The sequence below is a fragment of the Keratinibaculum paraultunense genome (genome assembly GCF_016767175.1).
In the GTDB taxonomy this organism is placed as follows: Bacteria; Bacillota; Clostridia; order Tissierellales; family Tepidimicrobiaceae; genus Keratinibaculum; species Keratinibaculum paraultunense.
Genome location: NZ_CP068564.1, coordinates 357,651 through 380,280 on the forward strand (window position 1 = coordinate 357,651; position 22,630 = coordinate 380,280).

Sequence of the window (22,630 nt, forward strand, 5' to 3'; positions counted from 1 at the left end):
CCTTTCTAAATAAAAAACTTCCTCGAAAGGAAGTTAGGTATATTTTCTAATCCTAAGTCCCTTTCAGAATAGATTGCTCTATATCTGTTAGGTATTAGTTTGCTTGTATTCCAATTAAGTTAAGGTTTCCCTCAAAATAATTGGATATGTATATTGTATCTTGATATAATATTAACAACAATAATGTGTAAAGTCAATAATAGTTATTTTTATTTTCCTTCTTCATCACAATCTTTTACTCCTGTACCTTTTGTTATGGAAGCATAGGCTCCATTTATTTCTCCACCTAGTACTATCATTATACTTGTTATATATAGCCATAGTAGCAGTACTATAATTCCCCCAATACTACCATAGGTTTTGGAGTAGTTGGCAAAATTGTTTACATATATGGAAAATATCATTGAAGCTATGATCCACCCTGTAGTTGTAAAAATAGCGCCAGGTAAGGTTTGACTAAATTTTATATTCAGTCCTTCTTCGGGAGTAGGGCTTAACTTATATATTAAAGCAAATATAAGTATCATAGATATGAAAGGAATTATAATCCTTAAAAGTTCCCATATATAATAAAAAACATGTGTAGCTCCTAAATATGCAAATATTTTTTTCCCTATTATTTCACCAAACACTAGCATGGTTAATACTAACATTAATAACAAGGCTAGTATTATAGTAAATAGAATAGATAACCCTTTAAGGCGCCAGTAAGGTCTTTTTTTCTTCACATTATATGCTTTATTTACTGCTCTTATTATGGATGTTATTCCTAAAGAACCAGTCCATATAGTAAGAATTATTCCCAAAGATAGTAGTGTTTGAGAACTAGAATTCATAATTTCATTTATTATACTTTCAAGTAAAATTTGAGTTTCTATAGGAAGTACAATCAATAGATTACTTAGTATTCCTTTTTGAGTAATGGAGGTATAGCTTAATAGATTAAGAAAGAATATTAAAAAAGGGAATATGGATAGTATTAAAAAATATGTAAGCTGTCCGCCTATAGCTGTTACTTCATCTTCTTTTATTCGACATAAAAGTTCCTCTAAAAATCTATACCATTTTTTATTTTTATGTTTACTTACATTATTTTTAAGATTATATATTAATTTCAAATTTCATACCACCTTTAAATTTATTTATCTATGATTAAAGAAAATGCAGAAATTCAAAATGTAATAATATTGCTAATATTATTATTTCTATATATAGTATTACCATAGAGGTATTTTATAAAAATAATTTTATCCAAATGGAGGGATAAAGAACATGAAAGGATATATACATATATATACAGGTAATGGTAAGGGTAAAACTACTGCTAGTTTAGGTTTAGCAGTAAGGGCAGCTCTTGCTGATAAGAAAGTGTTTATTGGGCAATTTATAAAAGGGATGGAATATAGCGAATTAAAGTTACCAGATTACATACCAAATATAAAAATATATCAATTCGGTAGAGATTGTTTTATTTATAATGAACCCACAGAAGAGGATATATTAGCTGCTCGTCAAGGTTTAGATATTTGCAGAGAAGTGTTAAAAGAAGGGGAATGGGATGTAGTTATACTGGATGAATTAAATATTGCCCTTTATTATAATTTGTTTCAAGTTCAGGAGGTACTAGAGATTTTAGACAATAAGAAAGAGAATGTAGAGGTAGTTATTACTGGCAGATATGCACCAAAGGAATTAATAGATAAGGCAGACTTGGTAACAGAAATGGTAGAAATTAAACATTACTATAATCAAGGAGTAGAAGCTAGAAAAGGGGTAGAATATTAATATATGAAAAAATTTAGAGGGGACTACCCCTCTAAACTATTTTAAATGCTTATTAAACCATTGGGTTATTTCTTTCAATCTTCTAACTCTATGTTTTGGCTTTCCAGATCTACTTAATTCATGATTTTCACCTTTAAATAACACTAATTTAGATTCTACTCCATGATATTTCAAAGAGGTAAACATCTGTAAGCCTTCTGCTAACCAGCAACGATAGTCTTCTTCTGAATGTATGAATAAAGTAGGAGTGACTACTTTATCTGCATATTTTAAAGGGGAGTGGAACCATAATTTTTCTACATCTTTCCATGGAGTACTTGCTTGTTGATCTTCCACAAAGAAGTATCCAATATCTGTAGTGGCAAATTTGGATATCCAGTTGGATATACTTCTTTGAGAGGCTGCAGCTTTAAATCTTTTAGTATGTCCTATAATCCAGTTGGTCATAAATCCGCCATAGGAACCGCCAGTAACTCCTAATCTATCTTCATCTATAAAAGGATATTTTTCTAAAACAATATCTGTAAATTTCATTATATCATCATAATCAATGGTACCATATTTCCCTCTTATGTCAGCAAATTCATTTCCTCTACCATCACTTCCACGAGGATTACAGAAAAACACTACATAGCCTTCATTAGCCCAATACTGCATTTCATGGAAAAACACTTCTCCATATACAGTTTTAGGACCACCATGTATATCCAATATACCAGGGTATTTTTTATTTTCATCAAAATCAACAGGCTTTAATATCCAACCTTCTATGTTTATTCCATTTTCAGTTTCAAAGTTTATTTTTTCTGGAGTAGATAGTTTTTTATTTTCCACTACCCATTCGTTAAAGTTAGTAAGTTGCTTTTCTTTGTAATTATTTAATGCATATAATTCCTGTAACTTAAGACCTCTAAGACCTATAAATATTATTTTTTCATCAAATACATCAAATCCATCAATAGAACCTTTTTCTATGGTGAGTTTTTCTATGTCTCCATTTCTATTTATTCTATTTATAAAAGAACTGTCATATTCAGTAGTAACAAAATATAAATATTTTCCATCAACTTTAATTGAAGTACTATTTCCATATCTACAATCAGAGCCTACGGAATTATATAGACTATAGTCAAAATCTGTGGGAGTTAACATATTTATGTCCCTATTTCCTTTCATAAGATATATATGAGGATTTTCATTAATTCCATAAGATTTCATATTGGAGCCTACAAATATTATTTCATCTTCTAAAAAGTCAGCATAGGAATAGCTAAATGGTTCTTCATGGGTTATTTTTTCTAAATGTTTTTCTTTTATATGGTATATGTATAGATCATTTGATAATTTCATTTTATCTATGAAAGAATTAGCTATAAGTACTACTTGGGATTTATCTTTATTTAAATTAAAACAACTTACATTAGTAAAATGATCAGTAATAGGTGTAAGCTCATCTTCTTTTATGTTATAGATATATAATCTGGCTCTTTTTTTGTTGGTAAAACCTTGTCCATTACTCCAAAATGGGATTTCATCTAATACTTCATAATCTTTTTCTTCTTTATATTTCTCTAATACTTTTTCTTTTTCTTCTTTAGATAAATTTTTTAAATTAGGTTTATTTATATCATATAAGGCTAATAATAGATAATTTTGATCATCTATTATTTTTATATCTAATACATTAAGGGGAATTTCAAAGATTTTATTAGCTTCTCCACCTTTTAGAGATATTTCATAAAAGGGGGTAAAATCTTCTCCTTTTTCTTTTCTTTTTTTATCTTTTTCATCTCTTATAGTTGGGAAAAGCAGGGTATCATTGTCTTTAAATATGAAACTATTCTCTGAATCATTAGAAGTTAGTTTCATTGAATCCTTTCCTTTAAGATCATATACATATATATTGGAAAGATACTTATTCTCCTCTAGATCCATACGATGCAGGGTGAAGGCTATTTTATCACCTTTAGGAGAATATTTAATATTGGATAAAAATTTATACTTAGTAAAATCTTCTAACAATAATTTTTCCACTATATATACCTCCTCATATTGTTTTAATATCTAATGCATTAGATATTAAACTTTGTATTTTAGACTAAAAATTAATAATTTTAATACTTATACATATATTATACAATAAAAAGAGGTAATAAAGTCGTTTATAATAAAAATATTTGTTTTCAGTAGCTTTTATTTTGTTGATAAATTTTTGTTCAAATGTTATAATAAATAAAAATAAATAATCCTTCAGGGCGGGGTGAAATTCCCCACCGGTGGTAAAGCCCACGAGCCTTAATAGGCAGATTCGGTGAAATTCCGAAGCCGACAGTAAAGTCTGGATGAAAGAAGGACAATATAGATATGATAATAACTATTGTTATATTTATAAAAAAATAGTTAATGAAGCCCTGAAATTTTTTCAGGGCTTTTAATAATTTTGGGGGGATTTTATGAATGATGAGTATTTTATGGAAATGGCTTTAAATCTTGCAAAGAAAGGTATTGGACTTACAAATCCTAATCCTTTAGTAGGAGCAGTGATTGTTAAAGATGGGAAGGTAATAGGGAAAGGTTATCATGAAAAATATGGAGAAAACCATGCAGAAATAAATGCATTAAATAATGCAAAAGAAGATGTTTATGGTGCTACTATGTATGTGAATTTAGAACCTTGTTCTCACTTTGGGAATGTTCCACCTTGCGTAAATAGGATTATAGAAAGTGGAATAAAAAAAGTTGTTATAGCTATGGAAGATCCTAATCCTGTTGTTTCCGGGAAAGGAATACAAATACTTAAAGAAAATGGATTAGAGGTAAAAGTTGGTGTTTTGAAGAAAGAGGCAGAAAAGTTAAATGAAATATTTATTAAATATATAAGTACAGGGAAGCCTTTTGTTATATTAAAAGTAGCGATGAGCTTAGATGGGAAAATTGCCACATATACTGGAGATTCAAGATGGATAACAGATAAAAGAGCAAGGGAATATGTACATATATTAAGGCAAAGGGTTTCAGCTATATTAGTAGGAGTAAATACTGTAATAGTAGATGATCCTATGTTAAATACAAGATTAAATAATATAGAATGTAAAGATCCTATAAGAATTATATTGGATAGTCATGGTAGGATTCCTTTAAAATCCAATGTGTTAAATACAAATTCTTCTAATACCATTGTTGTAGTTACTAATAATGCAGCAGAAGAAAACATAAAGGCAATTGAAAAAACAGGAGGGGAGGTGATGATAACTCCAGTTAAAGATGGGAAAGTAGATTTACAGTTTCTTATGGGGAAATTAGGAGAAAGGAAAATAGACAGTTTACTTATTGAAGGAGGTGGAGAAATAAATTTTAGTTTTTTAAAAGAGAAATTAGTAGATAAAGTTATATTTTTTATTGCCCCCAAAATTATAGGTGGAGAAACTTCAAAAACTCCTGTTGAGGGAAAAGGTGTAGAGTATTTAAAAGATGCTATAGATTTGAAAGATATAACAATGTGTAAAATAGGTGATGATATTATGGTGGAAGGTTATTTAAGTTAAGGAAGTGATAAAATGTTTACTGGATTAATTGAGGAGATAGGAAAAGTAGTAGATATATTTGAAAGAAACAAAATATGGAGTATTACTTTTGAATGTGAAAAGGTATTAGAAGATGTTGATGTAGGAGATAGTATAGCAGTTAATGGAGTTTGTTTAACAGTAGAAGAATATAATAAAAATTTGTTTAAAGCAAATGTAATGGCAGAAACTATGAGAAAATCTAACTTAAAATACTTAAAAAAAGGAAGTAGTGTTAATTTAGAAAGAGCATTAAAAATAGGAGATAGATTTGGAGGACATATAGTATCTGGACATATAGATGGAATTGGAATTATAGAAGAATATGAAGATGAAGGGGATGCTATATGGGTAAGTATATCTACCTCTAAGGATATATTAAAATACATAGTTTATAAGGGTTCTGTTGCTGTAGATGGAGTTAGTCTTACTGTAAGTTATGTAGATGAAAAAATATTTAAAGTTTCTATAATTCCCCATACTAATGAGAATACTACTTTAATTAAAAAGAATACAAAAGATGTAGTTAATATTGAATGTGATTTAATAGGGAAATATGTTGAAAAGCTACTGCTCCATGAAAAAGTAAAGAAGGAAAGCAGTATAGATATGAATTTCTTAATTCAAAATGGATTTATATAGGGGTGATAAAGTGTATAGGTTTAATACTATAGAGGAAGCATTAGAAGAAATAAAAAAAGGTAACTTTGTAATAGTTATAGATGATGAGAATAGGGAAAATGAAGGAGATTTGGTATTGGCTGCAGAAAAGGTATCAGCAGAAAAAATAAATTTTATGACTAAATATGCTAGAGGGCTTGTTTGTATGCCTATAGTAGGAGAGAGACTTGACGAGTTAGATATAGATCAAATGGTAGAAAAAAATACAGATAATCATGAAACAGCTTTTACTATTTCCATCGATTATAAGGGCACTACTACAGGAATTTCAGCTAAAGATAGAGCTCTTACTATAAAAAAGGTATTAGATCCTAATGTGTGTAGTGAGGATTTTAGACGTCCAGGACATATATTTCCTTTAAAGGGAAAGGAAGGGGGAGTATTAAAAAGGGCAGGACATACTGAGGCAGCAATAGATCTCGCTAGACTAGCTGGGCTTTATCCTGCAGGAGTGATTTGTGAAATAATGAATGAGGATGGTACCATGGCAAGGGTTCCTCAACTTATGGAATATGCAGAAAAATTTGGATTTAAAATAATAACTATTGCAGACTTAATAGCCTATAGAAGAAAAAGGGAAAAATTAGTAGTTAAGGTTTCAGAAGCCAAGCTTCCTACTAAATATGGAGATTTTAACATAATAGTTTATGTGGATAAAATAAGTGGAGAACATCATGTAGCATTGGTAAAAGGAAATATAAGAGAAGATGAACCAGTACTTGTAAGGGTTCATTCCGAATGTTTAACAGGGGATGTATTTGGCTCATTGAGATGTGATTGTGGAGAACAATTGCAAGAAGCCATGAGAAAAATAGATGAAGAAGGAAAAGGAATACTTTTATATATGAGGCAGGAAGGAAGAGGGATAGGTTTAATAGAAAAAATAAAAGCCTATGAGCTTCAAGAAAAAGGCTTGGATACAGTAGAAGCTAATCTAGCTTTAGGATATCCAGAAGATCTGAGGGATTATGGAATAGGTGCTCAAATATTAGCAGATTTAGGTGCAAAGAATATAAGATTGATGACAAACAATCCTAAAAAAATTCATGGTTTATCTGGCTATGGATTAAAAGTGGTCGAAAGAGTTCCCATAGAGATAAATCCAAATGAAAAAGATTATTTTTATTTGAAAACTAAAAAAGAAAAAATGGGTCATATATTAAATATAAAATAGGGGGATGAAATTTATGAAGACTTTTGAAGGGAAGCTAATTGCAGAAGGGTTAAAGTTTGCAATTATAGTAGGAAGATTTAATGAGTTTATAAGCAGTAAATTATTATCTGGAGCAATAGATGGATTAAATAGACATGGAGTAAAGGAAGAAGATATAGAAATTATATGGGTTCCAGGAGCTTTTGAAATTCCACTAGTTGCTAAAAAATTAGCTAAATCCAATAAATACGATGCTATAATTTGTATTGGAGCAGTTATAAAAGGTTCCACCCCTCATTTTGAATATGTATCAAATGAAGTGGCAAAGGGAATAGCCAATGTTTCTTTAAGTACAGAAATACCAATTATATTTGGGGTACTTACAACGGATAATATAGAACAAGCCATTGAAAGAGCAGGAACTAAAAATGGGAATAAAGGTTATGATGCTGCAATTACAGCAATAGAAATGGCGAATTTGTTGAAGAATATAAAATAAAATTAAATGTGGCGAAGAATCTTTATCCTATTCTTCTGTATCACGAATAGTACTTGCTTTTGTATAGATGATTCTAAAACTACTAAACGTAATAGCAAAGTACTACATTGTGATGCATTAGTGATGGATCCTTTTGCATCATTTTAATCTACTGACTTAACAAAAACATAAAAAACCCCAAAAACTTCTGTTTATTTTTTTAAAAATAGTATATACTTATATAATAATAAGCTTATTGTATAAGGAGAGGGAATTATGGATTATTTTTACAAAATGTATTATAATATTAAATCAATTGAGGATAGAGATAAAATTGCAAAAGAGAGATATAATTATCATAGTACCATTAGAACGGGTTTAGAAATCAAGCCTATTGATCAAGATAAGACATTTGAACTTTTTTATATTCCTACAAACAAGACTATAAATTTAATACAGAAGATAACTTTATACGATAAAGAATTAGAAGAAAAGTTTAATATACTTCCAGGGGTTGCAAAAACTAAATTTTTAATAGAAATAGTTGCAGATGAACTTTATAGTACAAATGAATTGGAAGGGATAAAAAGTTCTAGAAAAGAAATTGTAGAAAGTACAAAGTCTATAATTTTCAATGAGGAAAGTAAAAATAAAAGATTTAATAGAATTTATGAACAATCAAGATAGTGGATTAAATAATCTATTAAGAATTGCAATAGGTCATTATTATTTTGCTTATATACATCCTTTTTATGATGGAAATGGGAGGACAGGGAGATTTATTAGTAGTCTATATTTAAGGGAAAATTTTTCGGAAATAACTGCATTATCCTTATCTCGTGGATGTGATATAAATAGAACGAATTATTTAAAAATATTTGATATAACAAATAAAATTATATCTCGTGGGGAACTAAATTATTTTGTAGATGAATTTTTATATACTCTTATAGTGGGGCAAGAAGATTTGTTACTGGGATTAAACGAAAAGATAGAACTTATAAATATAGGGCATGATAAAATAAAAAATGATTCCAATATAGAAACTGAAGATGAATTAGATATTATGTTCATATTAATTCAAGACCATTATTTTAGTTTAGATACAAAGGGTATAACAGTTAAAGATATTATGAATGCATCAGGATATTCCGATGTAACTGTAAGAAGGAAACTAAAATCGTTGGAAAACAAGGGATTAATTAAAAGAATTAAGTCCAATCCTTTAATCTATGTTTTAGCAGATGGATATTTGGAAAACTGAATAGATGTAAGTGCACCAGGGACAGTTCTTTTTGCACTACCAATAATTAACATAAGATAAGGAGGTTTCTCACATGGATATAGCAGCACTATCAATGAACTTAAGTCAAATGAAAGTAGCTCAAGAAGCTAGTGTATCTGTAATGAAAATGGCTATGGATTTAGCAAAAGTGCAATTCATAGACTTAGCAAATATGTTAAAAGTAAACACACAAATTATGGAACAATCAGTTAATTCTCATATAGGAAAAAATATAGATATAAAAATATAGCTGGAGAAAACCTCCAGCTATATTTTTATAAAAAAGCATTTATCTTATTTAAACTCTAATACTGTTCCTGTGGAATTTACAAAGCTAATATTTGGAGCCATTTGTTCAAATATATTAACAGCTTTTTCTCCAGTACGATGAGATAATCCTAATCTGCTTCTATTAGAACAGCATATATATCTTTTCCTGTTTTTCGTGGATTGTATCAACTATATTCATCTTGTTCGTAACTACTGAAGCGTCTCCTATTATAAAATAATTCATTGTCTATTCTGTGACTACGTTTTTACTATTCCATTCTTCCATGGAGAATAAGGACGAATACGATTATGTTATATATCCATTTTTTCTAGATATTTTTCAAATCTAGTTTTTTTATTTGTGATATCTTGAGCATTAACAAATTCTATCCCATTAAGAATTCTTTGGCATTATCTCCTGCTTTACCAGATTTATATTTAGATATTCTTTGCATTAACTGAAGTGGAGTATACTCACATATATGATTTTGTGGTGTTTTTCTTATCTTCTTCATTTAATACTTGGACTGGGGTTTCATCAGCATGCGAATATTTATCATTAAATTTCTTGCTATCTCATTGAAATTTGATTTGCCAAAGTTATTTGTCTTCATAATTGTTCCAAGTTTCTTTAAATCTTTTACTGAATTAATTTCAATGTCCATTACTAATTTATATTTTATTTTTAATCACTCAATAAAATTGTATATTTTTATTTTAGCATTTATAAGAAGATTAAGATGCTATTACTAATAATTATTTAAGGAAACCACAGCATTATTCAGAGAAGATTTTTCAGAGGTCTGTGTTACATATGTTTGACTTCTCTAGAGAACTTTAAAGTGGTTCAGATATTGTTGTTTGCAATATTTCCAGATATTTGCTATAATATGTCTAAATATTACCAAAATAATATAAAGGGAGGACGATAGCATGACTTATATTATAGACTTTGCTAAAAATCTATTTAAAAAAAGCAATATTGGAATTATTGTTTTTCTAATATTAAATACAATTATTGTAGCTGCAATATTTAGCTCTGCATTTGAAGGTTTTGGTGGTGCTATACTTGGTATTGTCGTATATATTATTTCTTTAGCAATCGCACTATCCCCCATTGGAGAATGGATTTTACGAATTCAAACTGGGAGCAAAAAAATTAAAAGAAAAGATCATTTAGACAGACTAGAGCCACTGTTTCAAGAAGTCTTAACTAAAGCAAGACAACTAAATCCTTCAATTCCCGAAAATGTTGGGTTATTTATGAGTAACGACAAAGAACCAAATGCATTTGCAACTGGTAGGAAAACAGTTTGCTTAACCAGAGGTCTTCTTAATCATTCTGATGAAGAAATTAAGGCAGTTTTTGCACATGAGCTTGGTCATTTAGCCAATAAAGATACAGATTTAGTACTATTGGTAGCAATAGGAAACTTTATAGTAACAGCAGCATTTATATTATTTAGGATATTCTTTAATATCATAGGGATATTAACCGCTATAATTAGCGATAGCCTTGGTACTCTTATTACTACAATTTTAATTGACGGAGTTTTAGTGTTCTCTATGTGGGTATGGACTAAAATAGGAATAGCTTTAGTTATGCATTCCAGTAGACAAAATGAATATTTAGCTGATGAATTTGCTTATAATTGTGGATATGGAAATAGTCTATGTTCTGTGCTAGATACTTTTTATGGTGGCAATAGCAAAGGTTTATGGGCAAATCTTGCTTCAAGCCATCCAGATACAAATGATAGAATTGCTAGATTACAAGAATTAGGTTGTAATTATACTGCTTAATAGAGAATACCTAACAAATAAGAAAACAATTGTTATAAAAATCAACTATTTGGAAATTCTCTATATTTATTTTAAACAAAAGTAATCACATTATTTAAAATTAATAAAGCGCTTAGGAATTTACTTTTGTATTTTTACTTGTTTATAAAAAAATAGATTTGATGAGGATAGGTAAGAAGAGCGAGTGCAAATAGATGTGAAATATGTTCTAAATGAATATATTGGTTTTATTTTTCACAGGTAGCGGTTATACTTTTGAATATCCATCCTGGGGACTTCTGTGAATCCAGAATCTGCTCTTGCTGACGTAAGGAATTAATTTTAAAGCACATGATGATACTTCGTGGGCTGTAGGGCGAAATCCTAGGATTTCGCCCCATCATTATTTTATTTGCTGATTCAAAATCTGATTTTAGGAATTTATTTCAGGATGGAAATGATAGTTCGGATTAGAGTAATTGAAATTTACTTAAAGCACAAAATTAATTACAGTCTCAAATTAAATTTTTCATACTTATATCTAAGGGTTTGATTGTATGTGTAAGCATTCCTAGAGAGATAAAGTCAACTCCTGTGTTTGCTACAGCTTTTATATTGTCTAAATTGATATTGCCAGAGGCTTCAGTGATACATTTATTATCAATTAATTCAACTGATTTTTTCATCATTTCAATACTCATATTGTCCAACATAATAATATCAGCACCAGCATTTAATGCTTCTTTTACTTGATCTAAATTTTCTGTTTCTACTTCTATTTTTTTACCAAAAGGAATATTATTCCTTACTCTTGTGATAGCTTCTGTTATTCCACCAGCAGCATCAATATGATTATCTTTTATTAAGATGCCATCAGATAGATTAAATCTGTGATTGTATCCACCACCGACAGTAACAGCATACTTTTCTAGTATTCGTAAATTTGGAGAAGTTTTTCTAGTATCTAATATCTTAGCTGTGGTTCCTTTAATTAGATTAGTTGCAGTATAGGTAGTGGTAGCAATTCCACTCATTCTTTGTAAAAAATTCAAAGCAACTCTTTCTCCAACTAGTATATTATAGGCATCACCTTTAATATTACCAATTATGTCCCTATCTTTTACATAATCACCATCTTTTTTATAAAAATCAATATCAACTTTTCCAAGTATATCAAAAACTCTTTTAAAGACTTTTAATCCTGCTATTATACCATCTTCTTTAGCGATTAGTTGAATTTGATATTTTGTACCACTTTTTATAATACAAGAGGTGGTTATATCATTAAAAGAGCAATCTTCTTTTAATGCGTTTTTAATGATATTATCAACAATTAACCAATTCATAATAATGTCCTTTCTTAAGTAATTTATTTTGAAGCTAATTCTAACATGTTTATAAGAGCATTGTTTGCTTTTTTTATTAAAGATTCTTCAAGTATTATTTCATTTTTTTCATATAATAAGGAATTATATAAATCTTCAATAGTTGTGCATTTCATAGGTTCACATATGATATTCAAACTGTGAAATATTTTATCAGGATATCTATTTTTTAATTCATACATAATTCCTTCCTCTGTTAAAATTAAAAATTCTTTAGAATTACATTTACCAACATATTCAATCATTTGACCTGTGCTTCCAATAAAATCAGATAAACTTCGTACTTCTTCATTACATTCAGGATGAGCTAATATTGTAATTTTTGAATTGTATTTTTCTTTATAATTTAATACAGATTTTGCGTCTATATTTTCATGGACACAACAAAATCCATTACATAATATTATATTTTTCTCAGGTAATTTTTTCTGAATATAGTTTCCTAAGTTTTTATCAGGCACAAAGATTATTTCCTGTGCATCAATATTTTTTATAACATTATAAGCATTAGAGGAAGTACAACAAGCATCAGATATGGCTTTTATATCTGTAGATGAATTTACATAACTTACTATTTTTGCATTTGGATACTTTGATTTTAAATCTAGTACATCTTCTTTTGAAGCTAATTTAACCATATGACATTCAGCTTTAGTATTTGGTAACAATACTTTTTTATGAGGAGAAAGTATTTTTGCACATTCAGCCATAAAATTTACACCACAGAATACAATTATTTCAGAATCGAGTTTAAGCCCTATTTTACTTAAATAATAAGAATCGCCTACATAATCGGCTAATTCTTGTATTTCATCCCTTACATAATAGTGCGCTAATATAGCCACATTTTTTTCTTTTTTTAATTTAATAATTTCTTCTTTATAGTTCATTGTAAATAACCCCTTTTTAAAAAAATTGAATAAGATTTATTTTTTCAATGCAATTGCATCTATTTCTACATCAATACCTCTTAATTGAACTCCTATAGTGGTTCTAGTAGGAAATGGCTCATTGAACATTTCTCTATATATTGAATTCATTTCATCAAAATATTTAATATCAGATAAATATACAGTTGTTCTAACAACATCCTTTAATGAGCATCCTGCCTCTTTTAAAATGGATTCGATATTTTTTATTACTTGATAAGTTTGGTCTTTTATATCTTTTTTTATCTCTCCAGTAGCTGGATCTTGGGGACGTTGCCCAGATACAAAAACAAAATTATCGGTTATAATACCTTGAGAATAAGGTCCTGCTGGAGATGGTGCATTTTTTGTACAAATAGATTTAAAATTATTATTAAGCATTTTAAATTCCTCCTTTTAATTAACTTCTGTTAAAAAGAGTATAACAGATGTATATACACCTGTCAAGACATTTAATATATTAATAGTTTATTTACTTTTAATTATTTAAAGATCAAAACTATCTTCATCTATAATCAAATCATGAGATTGAGATATTAATCGTTCTAGATCATTAGGGGTTAAATTTAATTTTTCAAGAGCAAAAGGCGAGAAATTATATGCTAGACCATCAGCACCTATGCTTATTCCCATCATCATGGTTATAGCATCAGCAATATGCACTATAGAAACTAATATAGGATTTATAGTAGCTTTTTCAGGAGAATGATGCAGTCCTATTGCTTCTACTAATTCTTCAGGGAAATTCCATTTTATTGCGATTTTTTCACCTACTTGAGCATGGTTAAATCCTAGTATCTCTTCCTCTGCTTCTAAAAAGGGTATTTTTTCAGATTCTACTTTATTAATGATAGCATGATATTCTTTTTCCACATAGAAATTTAGTATGGTTTTCCCAATATCTCTTAGTAGTCCAGCTATGTAGGCAGTTTCAGGATTTGGGAATTTTACCTCTTTAGCGATATATCTCGATATGATGGCACAAGTTTGAGATTGAGTCCATAGATCATTTTTTCCCAATGCATATCCTTTGAGTTCATTAGACATCATTTTAGATACGGTAGAGGCTAAAGCCATACTTTTTATAGTTTGAAAGCCTAAAAGAATTGTAGCTTGAGACACAGTATCAATTTTTCTAGGATATCCATAATAGGCTGAATTGGCAAGTTTAAGTATTTTAGAGGTTAAACTTTGATCTTTTAATATCTCTTTTTCTAGGTCTTGAATGGTTGAATCTGGATCTTCAGTAATAGCTATTATTTTTTTAATTCTGTCAGGTAAAACAGGCATATCATCTACCTTACTAATTATATAATTTAATTTTTTATTCCCCATGATTTATATTCACCTCATTTTTAGTATATATTACTATTATACTAAATGATTTATTTATATCCTATAGATATAATGAATTATTTATATTAAAAAATATATAAAAAGGCAGATAGAAAACTATCTGCCTTTTAAATATTCATTAATTTGTATTATTTTTCCATAATGTTCACCTAATTTATTTCTATTAGATAATACATTAAACACTTTGTTTCCAAAAGGAGTTATAGCTATAGCTATATAAGGGTAATATCTATATTTTAATAATCCTATTAATTCTAGATATTTGTAATACACTAAGAAACATTCTGGATATTGAATATACTTAGGAGTTAATTCTTGATATCTATAATATACTTCTTGATTAGCTTTACTAAACAATTTTATCATATCATCTATTAAATTTTCTAGAAAGTTCAAATCTATGGTAGGAATTACTTTCTTTAAAAAGTTATGATTTAAAATATATTGTAGAAATATACTATATTTTTCTTCATCACCCATTTTTAAAAATAGTGGAGCTTTTTTAGTAGATATTATTTTATTATTTTTTATAGTGATTAAATCTGTATCTATGGAAAATTTATAAAAAATATGAAGCAATGGAAAGTCCTTTTGGTTAGGTGTTTTTTTTATAATTGTTTCCTTGTTTTCCATTATTTCATTAATTTTGAATAAATCTTTTCGCTTTATATATTTATTTTTATTTGTACTTTCTAATTCATTGCTTATTATATACAACAGAAATTTTTCAAAATCTATTAAAAAAGAAAAAGCTTGTTCATTTAGTGAATTATCAATATTATTTACTAAAACTTTATCTACACAAAACGGGAGTTCAGTATTTTCAATTTTATTTAGATATAAAAATCTATTTTTGCTTATTTCAAGTACTTGTTCATATGCTTTCTTATAAATATTAGACTTATTTTTTAAATAGGTTAAATATTTTTTAAGTGTAGATAAAAAAGAATTAAATTCTTTCTTATTATTGATAAAACCATTGTCTATAGCATCTTCTAATAATAATTTTAAATTTATTTGATCTAAATCAGATAATGTCATTTCTTCATCCATTAAATAATGTTCAAATAAATTTATTAAATTATTAATATGTTTTTTTATATATGTTTTCGACATTTGATGAGACAGATAGTTTTCAAATTCTTCTAACTCATCATATAATAGGAACATAAAATCTTCATCTAATTGAATAACGCTATATATGCATTCAGTATATATTCTATATACGTTTAAACTATATTTTTTTAAATATTTATCTATAGTTAATTGAGGTTCTTTTATTCTTATATAATTGTAATCTAGTAATATCTCCTGAATAAACATATCTTTTATAGAATTTGGAAGAAAGCTAATATTTCCAATAAATCCTTCATGCTCCAATATTCTTCCAATGCGTCCAAATATTAAAATATTTTCATTTAGTAGAGGTGCTAAATTAGGTTCCCATAGTTGATGATCTTTTCTTGTAAATAGGTCTATTAGATAAATGTGTTCTTCATCAGCTTCTAATATTTCAAACAAAGATATGTGAGATTTATTTCTTTCTATTAGTATTTGTTTCTCTATATTAGTTAGTTGATATGCTTTGTCCTCTAACATATGTTCAATAAAGCTTTTACCATAATGTGTTCTGTAATCTGTACTAACCCATACATTAAAAGCTATCATAGTTTTTTGTTCATCAAAATCGGGATAATAAAATTCTATGGATTCTAAAGATTTATCCTCATTTATAAATTCATTTATATATTTAATTAGTTTTTTAATAGTATTTTCTTGTAAGATTCTTATTTGTTCGTAACTAAGATTATGCATACATATATACCTCCAAATAAAGCAAGTAATTATTTTTATCTAATATATATATTATACACTAATATGGATTATTCTGCATTGATAAATGGAATTAGAATAAAAGGGGTATATACATTGTCGAAATATTTTGATATTATATTAATAAGTACATGTAAAGGGGGAGATGTTTTGAAATTTAAGGATTATGAATATGTTAGACCAGATTTAAAAGTTATAGGGGATGAATTTGAGAAATTACTAAATGATTTTGATCAATCAAGATCTTTTGAAGAACAAAATGAAATAATAGAAAGGATAAATCATATTAGATCTAATGTAGAAACTATGAGAAGTTTAGCTCATATTAGACATTCAATTAATACAAAAGATGAATTTTATGCCAAGGAAAAAGATTTTTTAGATGAAAACATGCCTTTATATCAGAATATGGTTATGAAATTTTATGAGGCACTGGTAAATTCTAAATTTAGAGAGGAATTGGAAAAAGAGTGGGGAAAACAATTATTTAATTTAGCTGAAATGCAATTAAAGACATTTTCTGAGGAAATTATAGAAGATTTAATTAAGGAAAACAAGTTAGTTACAGAATATAGCAAACTCATTGCTTCAGCTAAGATAGATTTTGAGGGAGAAACACGAAATTTGAGTCAAATGGCTTCTTTTATACAGTCAAAGGATAGGGCAATGAGGAAGAAAGCTTATGAGGCTTATATAGGATTTTTCGAGGAAAATGAAGATGAATTTGATAGAATATATGATGAATTAGTTAAGATAAGAACTAATATGGCACAAAAATTAGGGTATGAAAATTATGTACAGATGGGTTATTATCGCATGTTAAGATCTGATTATACTTCAAAAGATGTAGCTAACTATAGAAAACAAGTAGAAAAGGATCTGGTTCCATTAGTAGTAGAGTTGAAGGAAAAGCAAAGAAGACGTTTAGGTTTAGATGAATTAAAATACTATGATGAGCCCTTAGAGTATGTAACAGGGAATGCTAAACCTAAAGGAGGACCTGAATGGATTTTAGAAAAAGGTAAGAGGATGTATAGGGAATTATCTGAAGAAACTAATGAATTTTTTACATTTATGGTGGATAGGGAATTATTAGATTTAGTAAGTAAAGAAGGAAAGATGAGTGGAGGATATTGTACTTATATTCCTGATTATAAGTCTCCGTTTATATTTTCTAATTTTAATGGTACTAGTGGTGATGTAAATGTACTAACTCATGAAGCAGGTCATGCTTTTCAAGTGTATATGAGTAGAGATTTAGAAGTACTTGAATATATTTTTCCAACTATGGAAGCTGCAGAAATTCATTCTATGAGTATGGAATTTTTTACATGGCCTTGGATGGAGTTATTTTTTGAAGATGATGTGGATAAATATAAATTTAGTCATCTAGCAGGTGCTGTAAGTTTTATTCCTTATGGTGTTACTGTTGATGAATTTCAGCATTTTGTATATGAAAATCCAGAAGCTACTCCAGAAGAAAGAAAAAATAAATGGAGAGAAATAGAGAAAAAGTACATGCCATTTAGAGATTATGAAAATAACGATTTATTAAACAAAGGTGGATACTGGTTTAGACAAGGACATATATTTTCCACTCCATTTTATTATATAGATTATACATTGGCTCAAATATGTGCATTTCAATTTTGGATAAAGACAAGAGAAGATAGAGAAAAAGCCTGGGAAGATTATCTAAGACTTTGTAGAGCAGGAGGTAGTAAATCTTTTTTAGAATTGGTGAAACTTGCAGATTTAGAAAATCCATTTATAGATGGAACAGTAAAGAAAGTAGTAGGTCCTATTAAGGAATGGTTAGATTCTGTAGATGATAGTAAGTTTTAGAAAGAAATATTTAATAGATGAATTCTAATTAGAATTCATCTATTAAATATTCTATATGAGAAAAATTTTCTATGATTTTATTTAAATGGTAATTATATACTAAATCCAGTTCATCTTTAGTTTCACAATTATTATTTATAGGTATTTTTTTATTAAACAGTTTTTCTAATCTTATTTTGTTTTTATAATCTATATAGGAAGGTTTGTCCATTGTAGAAATTATACTTAAATGATTATAAGTATTTTCGAATAAATCAAATAATTTTTTAAAGTAATAACAGATATCTGATTCATACAGATTAAATTTTATTTCTTTTTTAAGAATATTATAGTTTTTTTCTATATCCACTATATCTTGTCTTAATTCATCTAAACCTGTAAATTCATTTTTATAAATTATATGTTCTAACATCTTTTTAAATTGAGAATATACGATTTCTATAGATGTTTTTATATTATTTTCAATATTTGGAGGAATTATAAAATAGTTTATTAAAGTACCTATTACTAAGCCTATAAATGTATCTAATGTTCTATAAAGAGCGTAATCTACTCTACTACCTTCTTCATAATTTAATAATATAGATAAAAAAACCATAGCTGAAAGTTGTATGGATTTTTTCCAATTAAATATATTACATAGATATATTATGATTATTATGCCTATGGCTATAAAAAAAGGGTTTTCTGGTGCAATTAAAGAAAACAATAATGCAATTATAGCTCCTAATATGGTACTAAGCATACGATTTTTAGCCATATTAAATGATTCAGAAACTGAAGATTGCATAGCAATTATAGCAGCTATTCCGGCAAAAAATGGACTTTGCAAATTAAGTAGTTGAGCAATAAATATAGTAAAACTTACAGCAAAAGCTGTTTTAATAGTTCGCATACCTATTTTTTCCAGTTTCATTTATTCATCTCATCCTTTAAACTATTGTACAAATATTATATCAATGAAATTTATATAGAACAAGTTAAAAAGATATTAAAATAATACTTATAAGGGAAATGTATTATAATAATATTAGTAATTTTATGGAGGTGGTAATTTGGGAAATAGAAATCGAAAGTTTAAAATTTTATTTGGAATTATATTTATATTGATGTTTACATATTTAATAGTGAGCTTAAATATATTTAATAAAGAAAATTTATTTGATTTTTTTACAACAGGCAAAGAAAGTAAAGGTTTTGGAATATTTTATATTGTTGCAATAACATTGCTAATGGTGTTTTTTGTTCCTATTTCTTGGTTTTCAGCTTTAGGGGCTTTTTTATTTGGATGGAGAGGATATATATATATCATAATTGGAGGTATGTTAGCATCTATTTTGGCTTTTTATATAGCTAAATTATTTAGAGAAGATGTAATAAAATTGGTTAGCAAGGTTTATTATAGAAAAGAAAGGGATGTAAGTCTTGAAGAAGTATCTAGGCAGATTGAAAAACATGGCATGGGATATGTATTCTTTATGAGAAGTATGCCTTTTATCCCCTTTAGTGTTGCTAACTATGTTTCAGGACTTAGTTCCATATCTTTAAAAGACTATATTTTAGGAACTATTTTAGGATTAGTGCCAGGTCAGTTTATTACAACATATTTTTTTGTAAAAGCTATAGATATAAAGGAAAATCCACTAGGAGCTGTAGTTGCTGCTGTAGTTAAAGGAGCTTATATATTGTTAGTTATACTATGGCAGAAAAAAAGTAAATATAGCACTAAAGAATAGATTTATTTAGCCGATATAAGATTTAGAAAGGTATAAGGGTAAGGGGGGAAATGATTATGCAGATAGAAAGGATGAGTAGCAATATAAACTTGAGCAAATATAGTGAAATAAAAAGTTCACTAGACTCTAATCCAATGATTGGGAAAGATGAAAATATAAGTCATATTAAAACTTTAGAAGAAAAAAGATATATTGAAGATGAAATAATAAAAAATATAGAATCTGCCAATGAAAAATTTATTGTTTTTGACAGGAGATTTGAATTTTCAATTCATGAGAAAACTAAACAAATTATGGTAAAAGTTATAGATGTAGCAACAGATGAAATAATAAGGGAAATACCTTCTGAAAAGATATTGGATTTAGTAGCAGCCATTTGGGAAATATCTGGCATATTAATAGATGAAAAGATATAGGAGGTGATAGTATGTATAATACCATGAGAATAGATGGATTAGCTTCAGGGATAGATACTGAAGAAATAATTAAAAATTTAATGCGGGCAGAAAGAGTTAAAGTAGATAGGGTAGAACAAGAAAAACAGATTGTTTTATGGCGTCAAGAGATGTACAATGATTTAAATAAAGATTTTGCAAATTTTATAATAAATACTAGAAAGATGTTTGGATTAACTTCTGTGACTCATACAGGAACTTTGGTACCTAATTCATATAAAAGTTTGAACTGGGTAAAAAAAGCGACTTCTTCCAATGAAAACATTGCTAAAGTTTCCACTACTGCTATGGCTGTAGATGGAAATTATAAGGTGAAAGTGGACAAATTAGCAGAAGGGGTAAATTTAGCTAGTGGTGTGGATATAAGAAAAAGTGAAAACAATCCAGGGTTAGTAGGCGAAAATGGAAAGATAGTTGATGAAGATGGAAATATTATAAAAAATATTGAATTTACTATAAATGATGGGAAAAATGATTTTAAAATAAAAATTTCAAAAGATGAAGGAATTACTATGAATGATGTAGTGAGAGCTATAAATTCTGCTAAAAAAACAATTGATGGGGAAGAAGTATCTATAGAAGCTAAAGCATCTTACGATGCAAATATTGGTAGGTTCTTTTTACAAACTACAAATACAGGTGCCGATGCTAAAATAAAAATAGATACTGAAGATGACATTACCAAATATTTTATTAATGGATTAAAGCTTACTAACGGAGAGAAAGATGAAAGTAATGAACTTAAGTTTTATACGGTAGGAGAAGAACTTGCAGGTCAAGATGCTGTAATTAATTTCAATGGTGCTCAAAATATAAAATCATCTACCAATCGAATTACCATCAATGGAATTACCATGGATCTTATAAATACTGGAGAATTTAATATAAATGTATCGGCAGATGTGGATGCTATATATGAAAAAATAGAACAATTTGTAGAGGAATATAATAAATTAATAGAAAAAGCTAACCAATTATTAGCAGAAAAACGATATAGAGATTATAAACCATTGACAGCAGAACAGAAGAAGGAAATGGATAAAGAGGATATTAAGCTTTGGGAAGAAAAGGCTAAATCTGGATTATTAAGATCTGATGATCTAATTAGTAGAACCATGTTAAATGTTAGACGTTCTTTGTATGAAAAATCTGCTGGTATAGAAGGCTCTTATCAGCTTATAACTGAAATAGGAATTTCTACAGAAAAATACGCAAGAGGTAGTGCAGGTGGGAAATTAGTAATAGATGAACAAAAATTAAAAGAAGCCATTGCTAAGGATTCAGAAGGAGTAATAGAGTTATTGTTTAAAGAGAGTAATCCAGAGCACAAAGAAGTGATTGATGGTAAAGAAGTTGTTCAAACTGGTGGTATAGTTACTAGAGTATATGAAAATTTAATGGCAGGAATGGAAGAGATAATTAAAAAATCTGGTACAGGTGAAAATGCAGAATTATACAGGGGAGTTAAACCTAATATACTATTAGAATTTGTGAGTAAACATGGTAGTATTAGTTTATTAGATGAGGACTTGATACAGTATAACAAAAAAATAGATGATTTAAATGAGATGTTATTTAGAAAGGAAAATTATTATTATAAAAAGTTTACTGCTATGGAGAAGGCTATTTCTAGAATGAATTCTCAAAGTATGTGGATGATGCAGCAATTTATGAATCAATAGAAAGGATGAGAAAAATGACATATAATGCCCTTAATCAATATAAACAAAATGCAGTATTTACTGCTACTCCTGAAGAATTAACCCTTATGCTATATGATGGGGGTATTAAATTTATGAATATTGCAAAGTATAATATAGAAAATAAGGATTTACAAAGGGCTCATGAAGCTTTAATTAGAGCACAGGATATAATAGTAGAGCTAAATTCATCTCTCAATATGGAATATGAATTATCCACTAATTTTAGAAAACTTTATGAATTCATACTAGATAGACTTATTGATGCTAATATTCAAAAAGAAATAAAACCTATAGATGAAGCATTAGAAATACTTATGGAGATGAGAGATACCTGGAAAGAAGCTATGCAGCAAGTGAAAAAGAAAATCTATCAAAATAGGTAGGTGCAATT

General features: G+C 28.1%; 23 protein-coding genes and 1 riboswitch. Of the genes, 14 read left to right on the forward strand and 9 right to left on the reverse strand.

The features are described from left to right. Positions 1-209: 209 nt before the first annotated feature. Positions 210-1,118 (reverse strand): YihY/virulence factor BrkB family protein, encoded by a 909-nt coding sequence (locus JL105_RS01620; protein WP_132025372.1) that lies wholly within the window; start codon positions 1,116-1,118, stop codon positions 210-212. Positions 1,119-1,272: 154 nt separating this feature from the next. Here JL105_RS01620 and cobO point away from each other — a divergent pair, with 154 nt between their 5' ends. Next, the gene (gene cobO / locus JL105_RS01625) at positions 1,273-1,785 is read left to right on the forward strand and encodes a cob(I)yrinic acid a,c-diamide adenosyltransferase (protein WP_132025370.1); all 513 of its coding nucleotides are present in this window, start codon (positions 1,273-1,275) and stop codon (positions 1,783-1,785) included. 36 nt (positions 1,786-1,821) lie between these two features. Here cobO and JL105_RS01630 read toward each other — a convergent pair whose 3' ends face one another. Next, positions 1,822-3,819 (reverse strand): S9 family peptidase, encoded by a 1,998-nt coding sequence (locus tag JL105_RS01630; RefSeq protein WP_132025368.1) that lies wholly within the window; start codon positions 3,817-3,819, stop codon positions 1,822-1,824. 208 nt (positions 3,820-4,027) lie between these two features. After that, positions 4,028-4,143, forward strand: a riboswitch (FMN riboswitch). 95 nt (positions 4,144-4,238) lie between these two features. On the opposite strand from JL105_RS01630, the gene ribD reads away from it, so the two are divergent. The 7 genes from ribD (at position 4,239) to JL105_RS01665 (ending at position 9,195) form a co-directional block, all read left to right on the forward strand. Continuing rightward, positions 4,239-5,330: a bifunctional diaminohydroxyphosphoribosylaminopyrimidine deaminase/5-amino-6-(5-phosphoribosylamino)uracil reductase RibD gene (gene ribD / locus JL105_RS01635; RefSeq protein WP_202690557.1), complete on the forward strand. Its 1,092-nt coding sequence runs from the start codon at positions 4,239-4,241 to the stop codon at positions 5,328-5,330. A 12-nt stretch (positions 5,331-5,342) separates the two neighbouring features. After that, the gene (ribE, locus tag JL105_RS01640) at positions 5,343-5,990 is read left to right on the forward strand and encodes a riboflavin synthase (protein WP_132025366.1); all 648 of its coding nucleotides are present in this window, start codon (positions 5,343-5,345) and stop codon (positions 5,988-5,990) included. Between the two features lie 10 nt (positions 5,991-6,000). Then, complete coding sequence (locus JL105_RS01645; RefSeq protein WP_132025364.1) at positions 6,001-7,203, forward strand: bifunctional 3,4-dihydroxy-2-butanone-4-phosphate synthase/GTP cyclohydrolase II; 1,203 nt, start codon at positions 6,001-6,003, stop codon at positions 7,201-7,203. Positions 7,204-7,216: 13 nt separating this feature from the next. Then, on the forward strand, positions 7,217-7,681 hold the full coding sequence (gene ribH / locus JL105_RS01650) for a 6,7-dimethyl-8-ribityllumazine synthase (protein WP_132025362.1): 465 nt from the start codon (positions 7,217-7,219) through the stop codon (positions 7,679-7,681). A gap of 255 nt (positions 7,682-7,936) precedes the next feature. Then, positions 7,937-8,347: a hypothetical protein gene (locus tag JL105_RS01655; protein WP_132025360.1), complete on the forward strand. Its 411-nt coding sequence runs from the start codon at positions 7,937-7,939 to the stop codon at positions 8,345-8,347. Then, positions 8,295-8,924 (forward strand): Fic family protein, encoded by a 630-nt coding sequence (locus tag JL105_RS01660; RefSeq protein ID WP_132025358.1) that lies wholly within the window; start codon positions 8,295-8,297, stop codon positions 8,922-8,924. Before JL105_RS01655 ends, JL105_RS01660 begins: the two co-directional genes overlap by 53 nt. Positions 8,925-8,997: 73 nt before the next feature. Continuing rightward, a complete protein-coding gene (locus tag JL105_RS01665) occupies positions 8,998-9,195 on the forward strand; it encodes a YjfB family protein (RefSeq protein ID WP_132025356.1) in 198 nt (65 codons plus the stop codon). Positions 9,196-9,239: 44 nt separating this feature from the next. On the opposite strand, the gene JL105_RS01670 is transcribed toward JL105_RS01665, so the two are convergent. Next, complete coding sequence (locus tag JL105_RS01670; protein WP_158279962.1) at positions 9,240-9,404, reverse strand: hypothetical protein; 165 nt, start codon at positions 9,402-9,404, stop codon at positions 9,240-9,242. A gap of 744 nt (positions 9,405-10,148) precedes the next feature. Here JL105_RS01670 and JL105_RS01675 point away from each other — a divergent pair. Further along, positions 10,149-11,018, forward strand: coding sequence for a zinc metalloprotease HtpX (locus JL105_RS01675; protein WP_132025354.1), 870 nt, complete (start codon positions 10,149-10,151; stop codon positions 11,016-11,018). A gap of 494 nt (positions 11,019-11,512) precedes the next feature. Here the strand turns inward: JL105_RS01675 and nadC are convergent, their stop codons facing one another. The 5 genes from nadC to JL105_RS01700 all read right to left on the reverse strand — a co-directional run bounded on the left by nadC (position 11,513) and on the right by JL105_RS01700 (position 16,482). Further along, positions 11,513-12,343: a carboxylating nicotinate-nucleotide diphosphorylase gene (gene nadC / locus JL105_RS01680; protein ID WP_132025352.1), complete on the reverse strand. Its 831-nt coding sequence runs from the start codon at positions 12,341-12,343 to the stop codon at positions 11,513-11,515. 23 nt (positions 12,344-12,366) lie between these two features. After that, entirely contained in the window at positions 12,367-13,272 is a 906-nt protein-coding gene (gene nadA / locus JL105_RS01685) for a quinolinate synthase NadA (RefSeq protein ID WP_132025350.1), read from the reverse strand. A 36-nt stretch (positions 13,273-13,308) separates the two neighbouring features. Next, positions 13,309-13,692: a RidA family protein gene (locus tag JL105_RS01690; protein ID WP_132025348.1), complete on the reverse strand. Its 384-nt coding sequence runs from the start codon at positions 13,690-13,692 to the stop codon at positions 13,309-13,311. Between the two features lie 105 nt (positions 13,693-13,797). After that, complete coding sequence (locus JL105_RS01695; protein ID WP_132025346.1) at positions 13,798-14,646, reverse strand: HDOD domain-containing protein; 849 nt, start codon at positions 14,644-14,646, stop codon at positions 13,798-13,800. A 117-nt stretch (positions 14,647-14,763) separates the two neighbouring features. Beyond that, on the reverse strand, positions 14,764-16,482 hold the full coding sequence (locus JL105_RS01700; RefSeq protein WP_132025344.1) for a hypothetical protein: 1,719 nt from the start codon (positions 16,480-16,482) through the stop codon (positions 14,764-14,766). 168 nt (positions 16,483-16,650) lie between these two features. Here JL105_RS01700 and JL105_RS01705 point away from each other — a divergent pair, with 168 nt between their 5' ends. Continuing rightward, positions 16,651-18,345, forward strand: a complete 1,695-nt coding sequence (locus JL105_RS01705; RefSeq protein WP_132025342.1) for a M3 family oligoendopeptidase — start codon at positions 16,651-16,653, stop codon at positions 18,343-18,345. Between the two features lie 28 nt (positions 18,346-18,373). Here the strand turns inward: JL105_RS01705 and JL105_RS01710 are convergent, their stop codons facing one another. After that, positions 18,374-19,261, reverse strand: a complete 888-nt coding sequence (locus JL105_RS01710) for an FUSC family protein (protein ID WP_132025340.1) — start codon at positions 19,259-19,261, stop codon at positions 18,374-18,376. 139 nt (positions 19,262-19,400) lie between these two features. On the opposite strand from JL105_RS01710, the gene JL105_RS01715 reads away from it, so the two are divergent. The 4 genes from JL105_RS01715 to fliS are packed head-to-tail and all read left to right on the forward strand — an operon-like array spanning position 19,401 to position 22,622. Continuing rightward, positions 19,401-20,081, forward strand: coding sequence for a TVP38/TMEM64 family protein (locus tag JL105_RS01715; RefSeq protein WP_132025338.1), 681 nt, complete (start codon positions 19,401-19,403; stop codon positions 20,079-20,081). Between the two features lie 56 nt (positions 20,082-20,137). Then, positions 20,138-20,497 carry a flagellar protein FlaG gene (locus JL105_RS01720; protein ID WP_202690558.1) on the forward strand — a complete coding sequence of 120 codons (360 nt, stop codon included), beginning with the start codon at positions 20,138-20,140 and terminating at the stop codon, positions 20,495-20,497. Between the two features lie 11 nt (positions 20,498-20,508). Beyond that, positions 20,509-22,218: a flagellar filament capping protein FliD gene (gene fliD / locus JL105_RS01725; protein ID WP_132025334.1), complete on the forward strand. Its 1,710-nt coding sequence runs from the start codon at positions 20,509-20,511 to the stop codon at positions 22,216-22,218. Positions 22,219-22,232: 14 nt separating this feature from the next. Continuing rightward, entirely contained in the window at positions 22,233-22,622 is a 390-nt protein-coding gene (gene fliS, locus JL105_RS01730; RefSeq protein WP_132025652.1) for a flagellar export chaperone FliS, read from the forward strand. Positions 22,623-22,630: the final 8 nt, after the last annotated feature.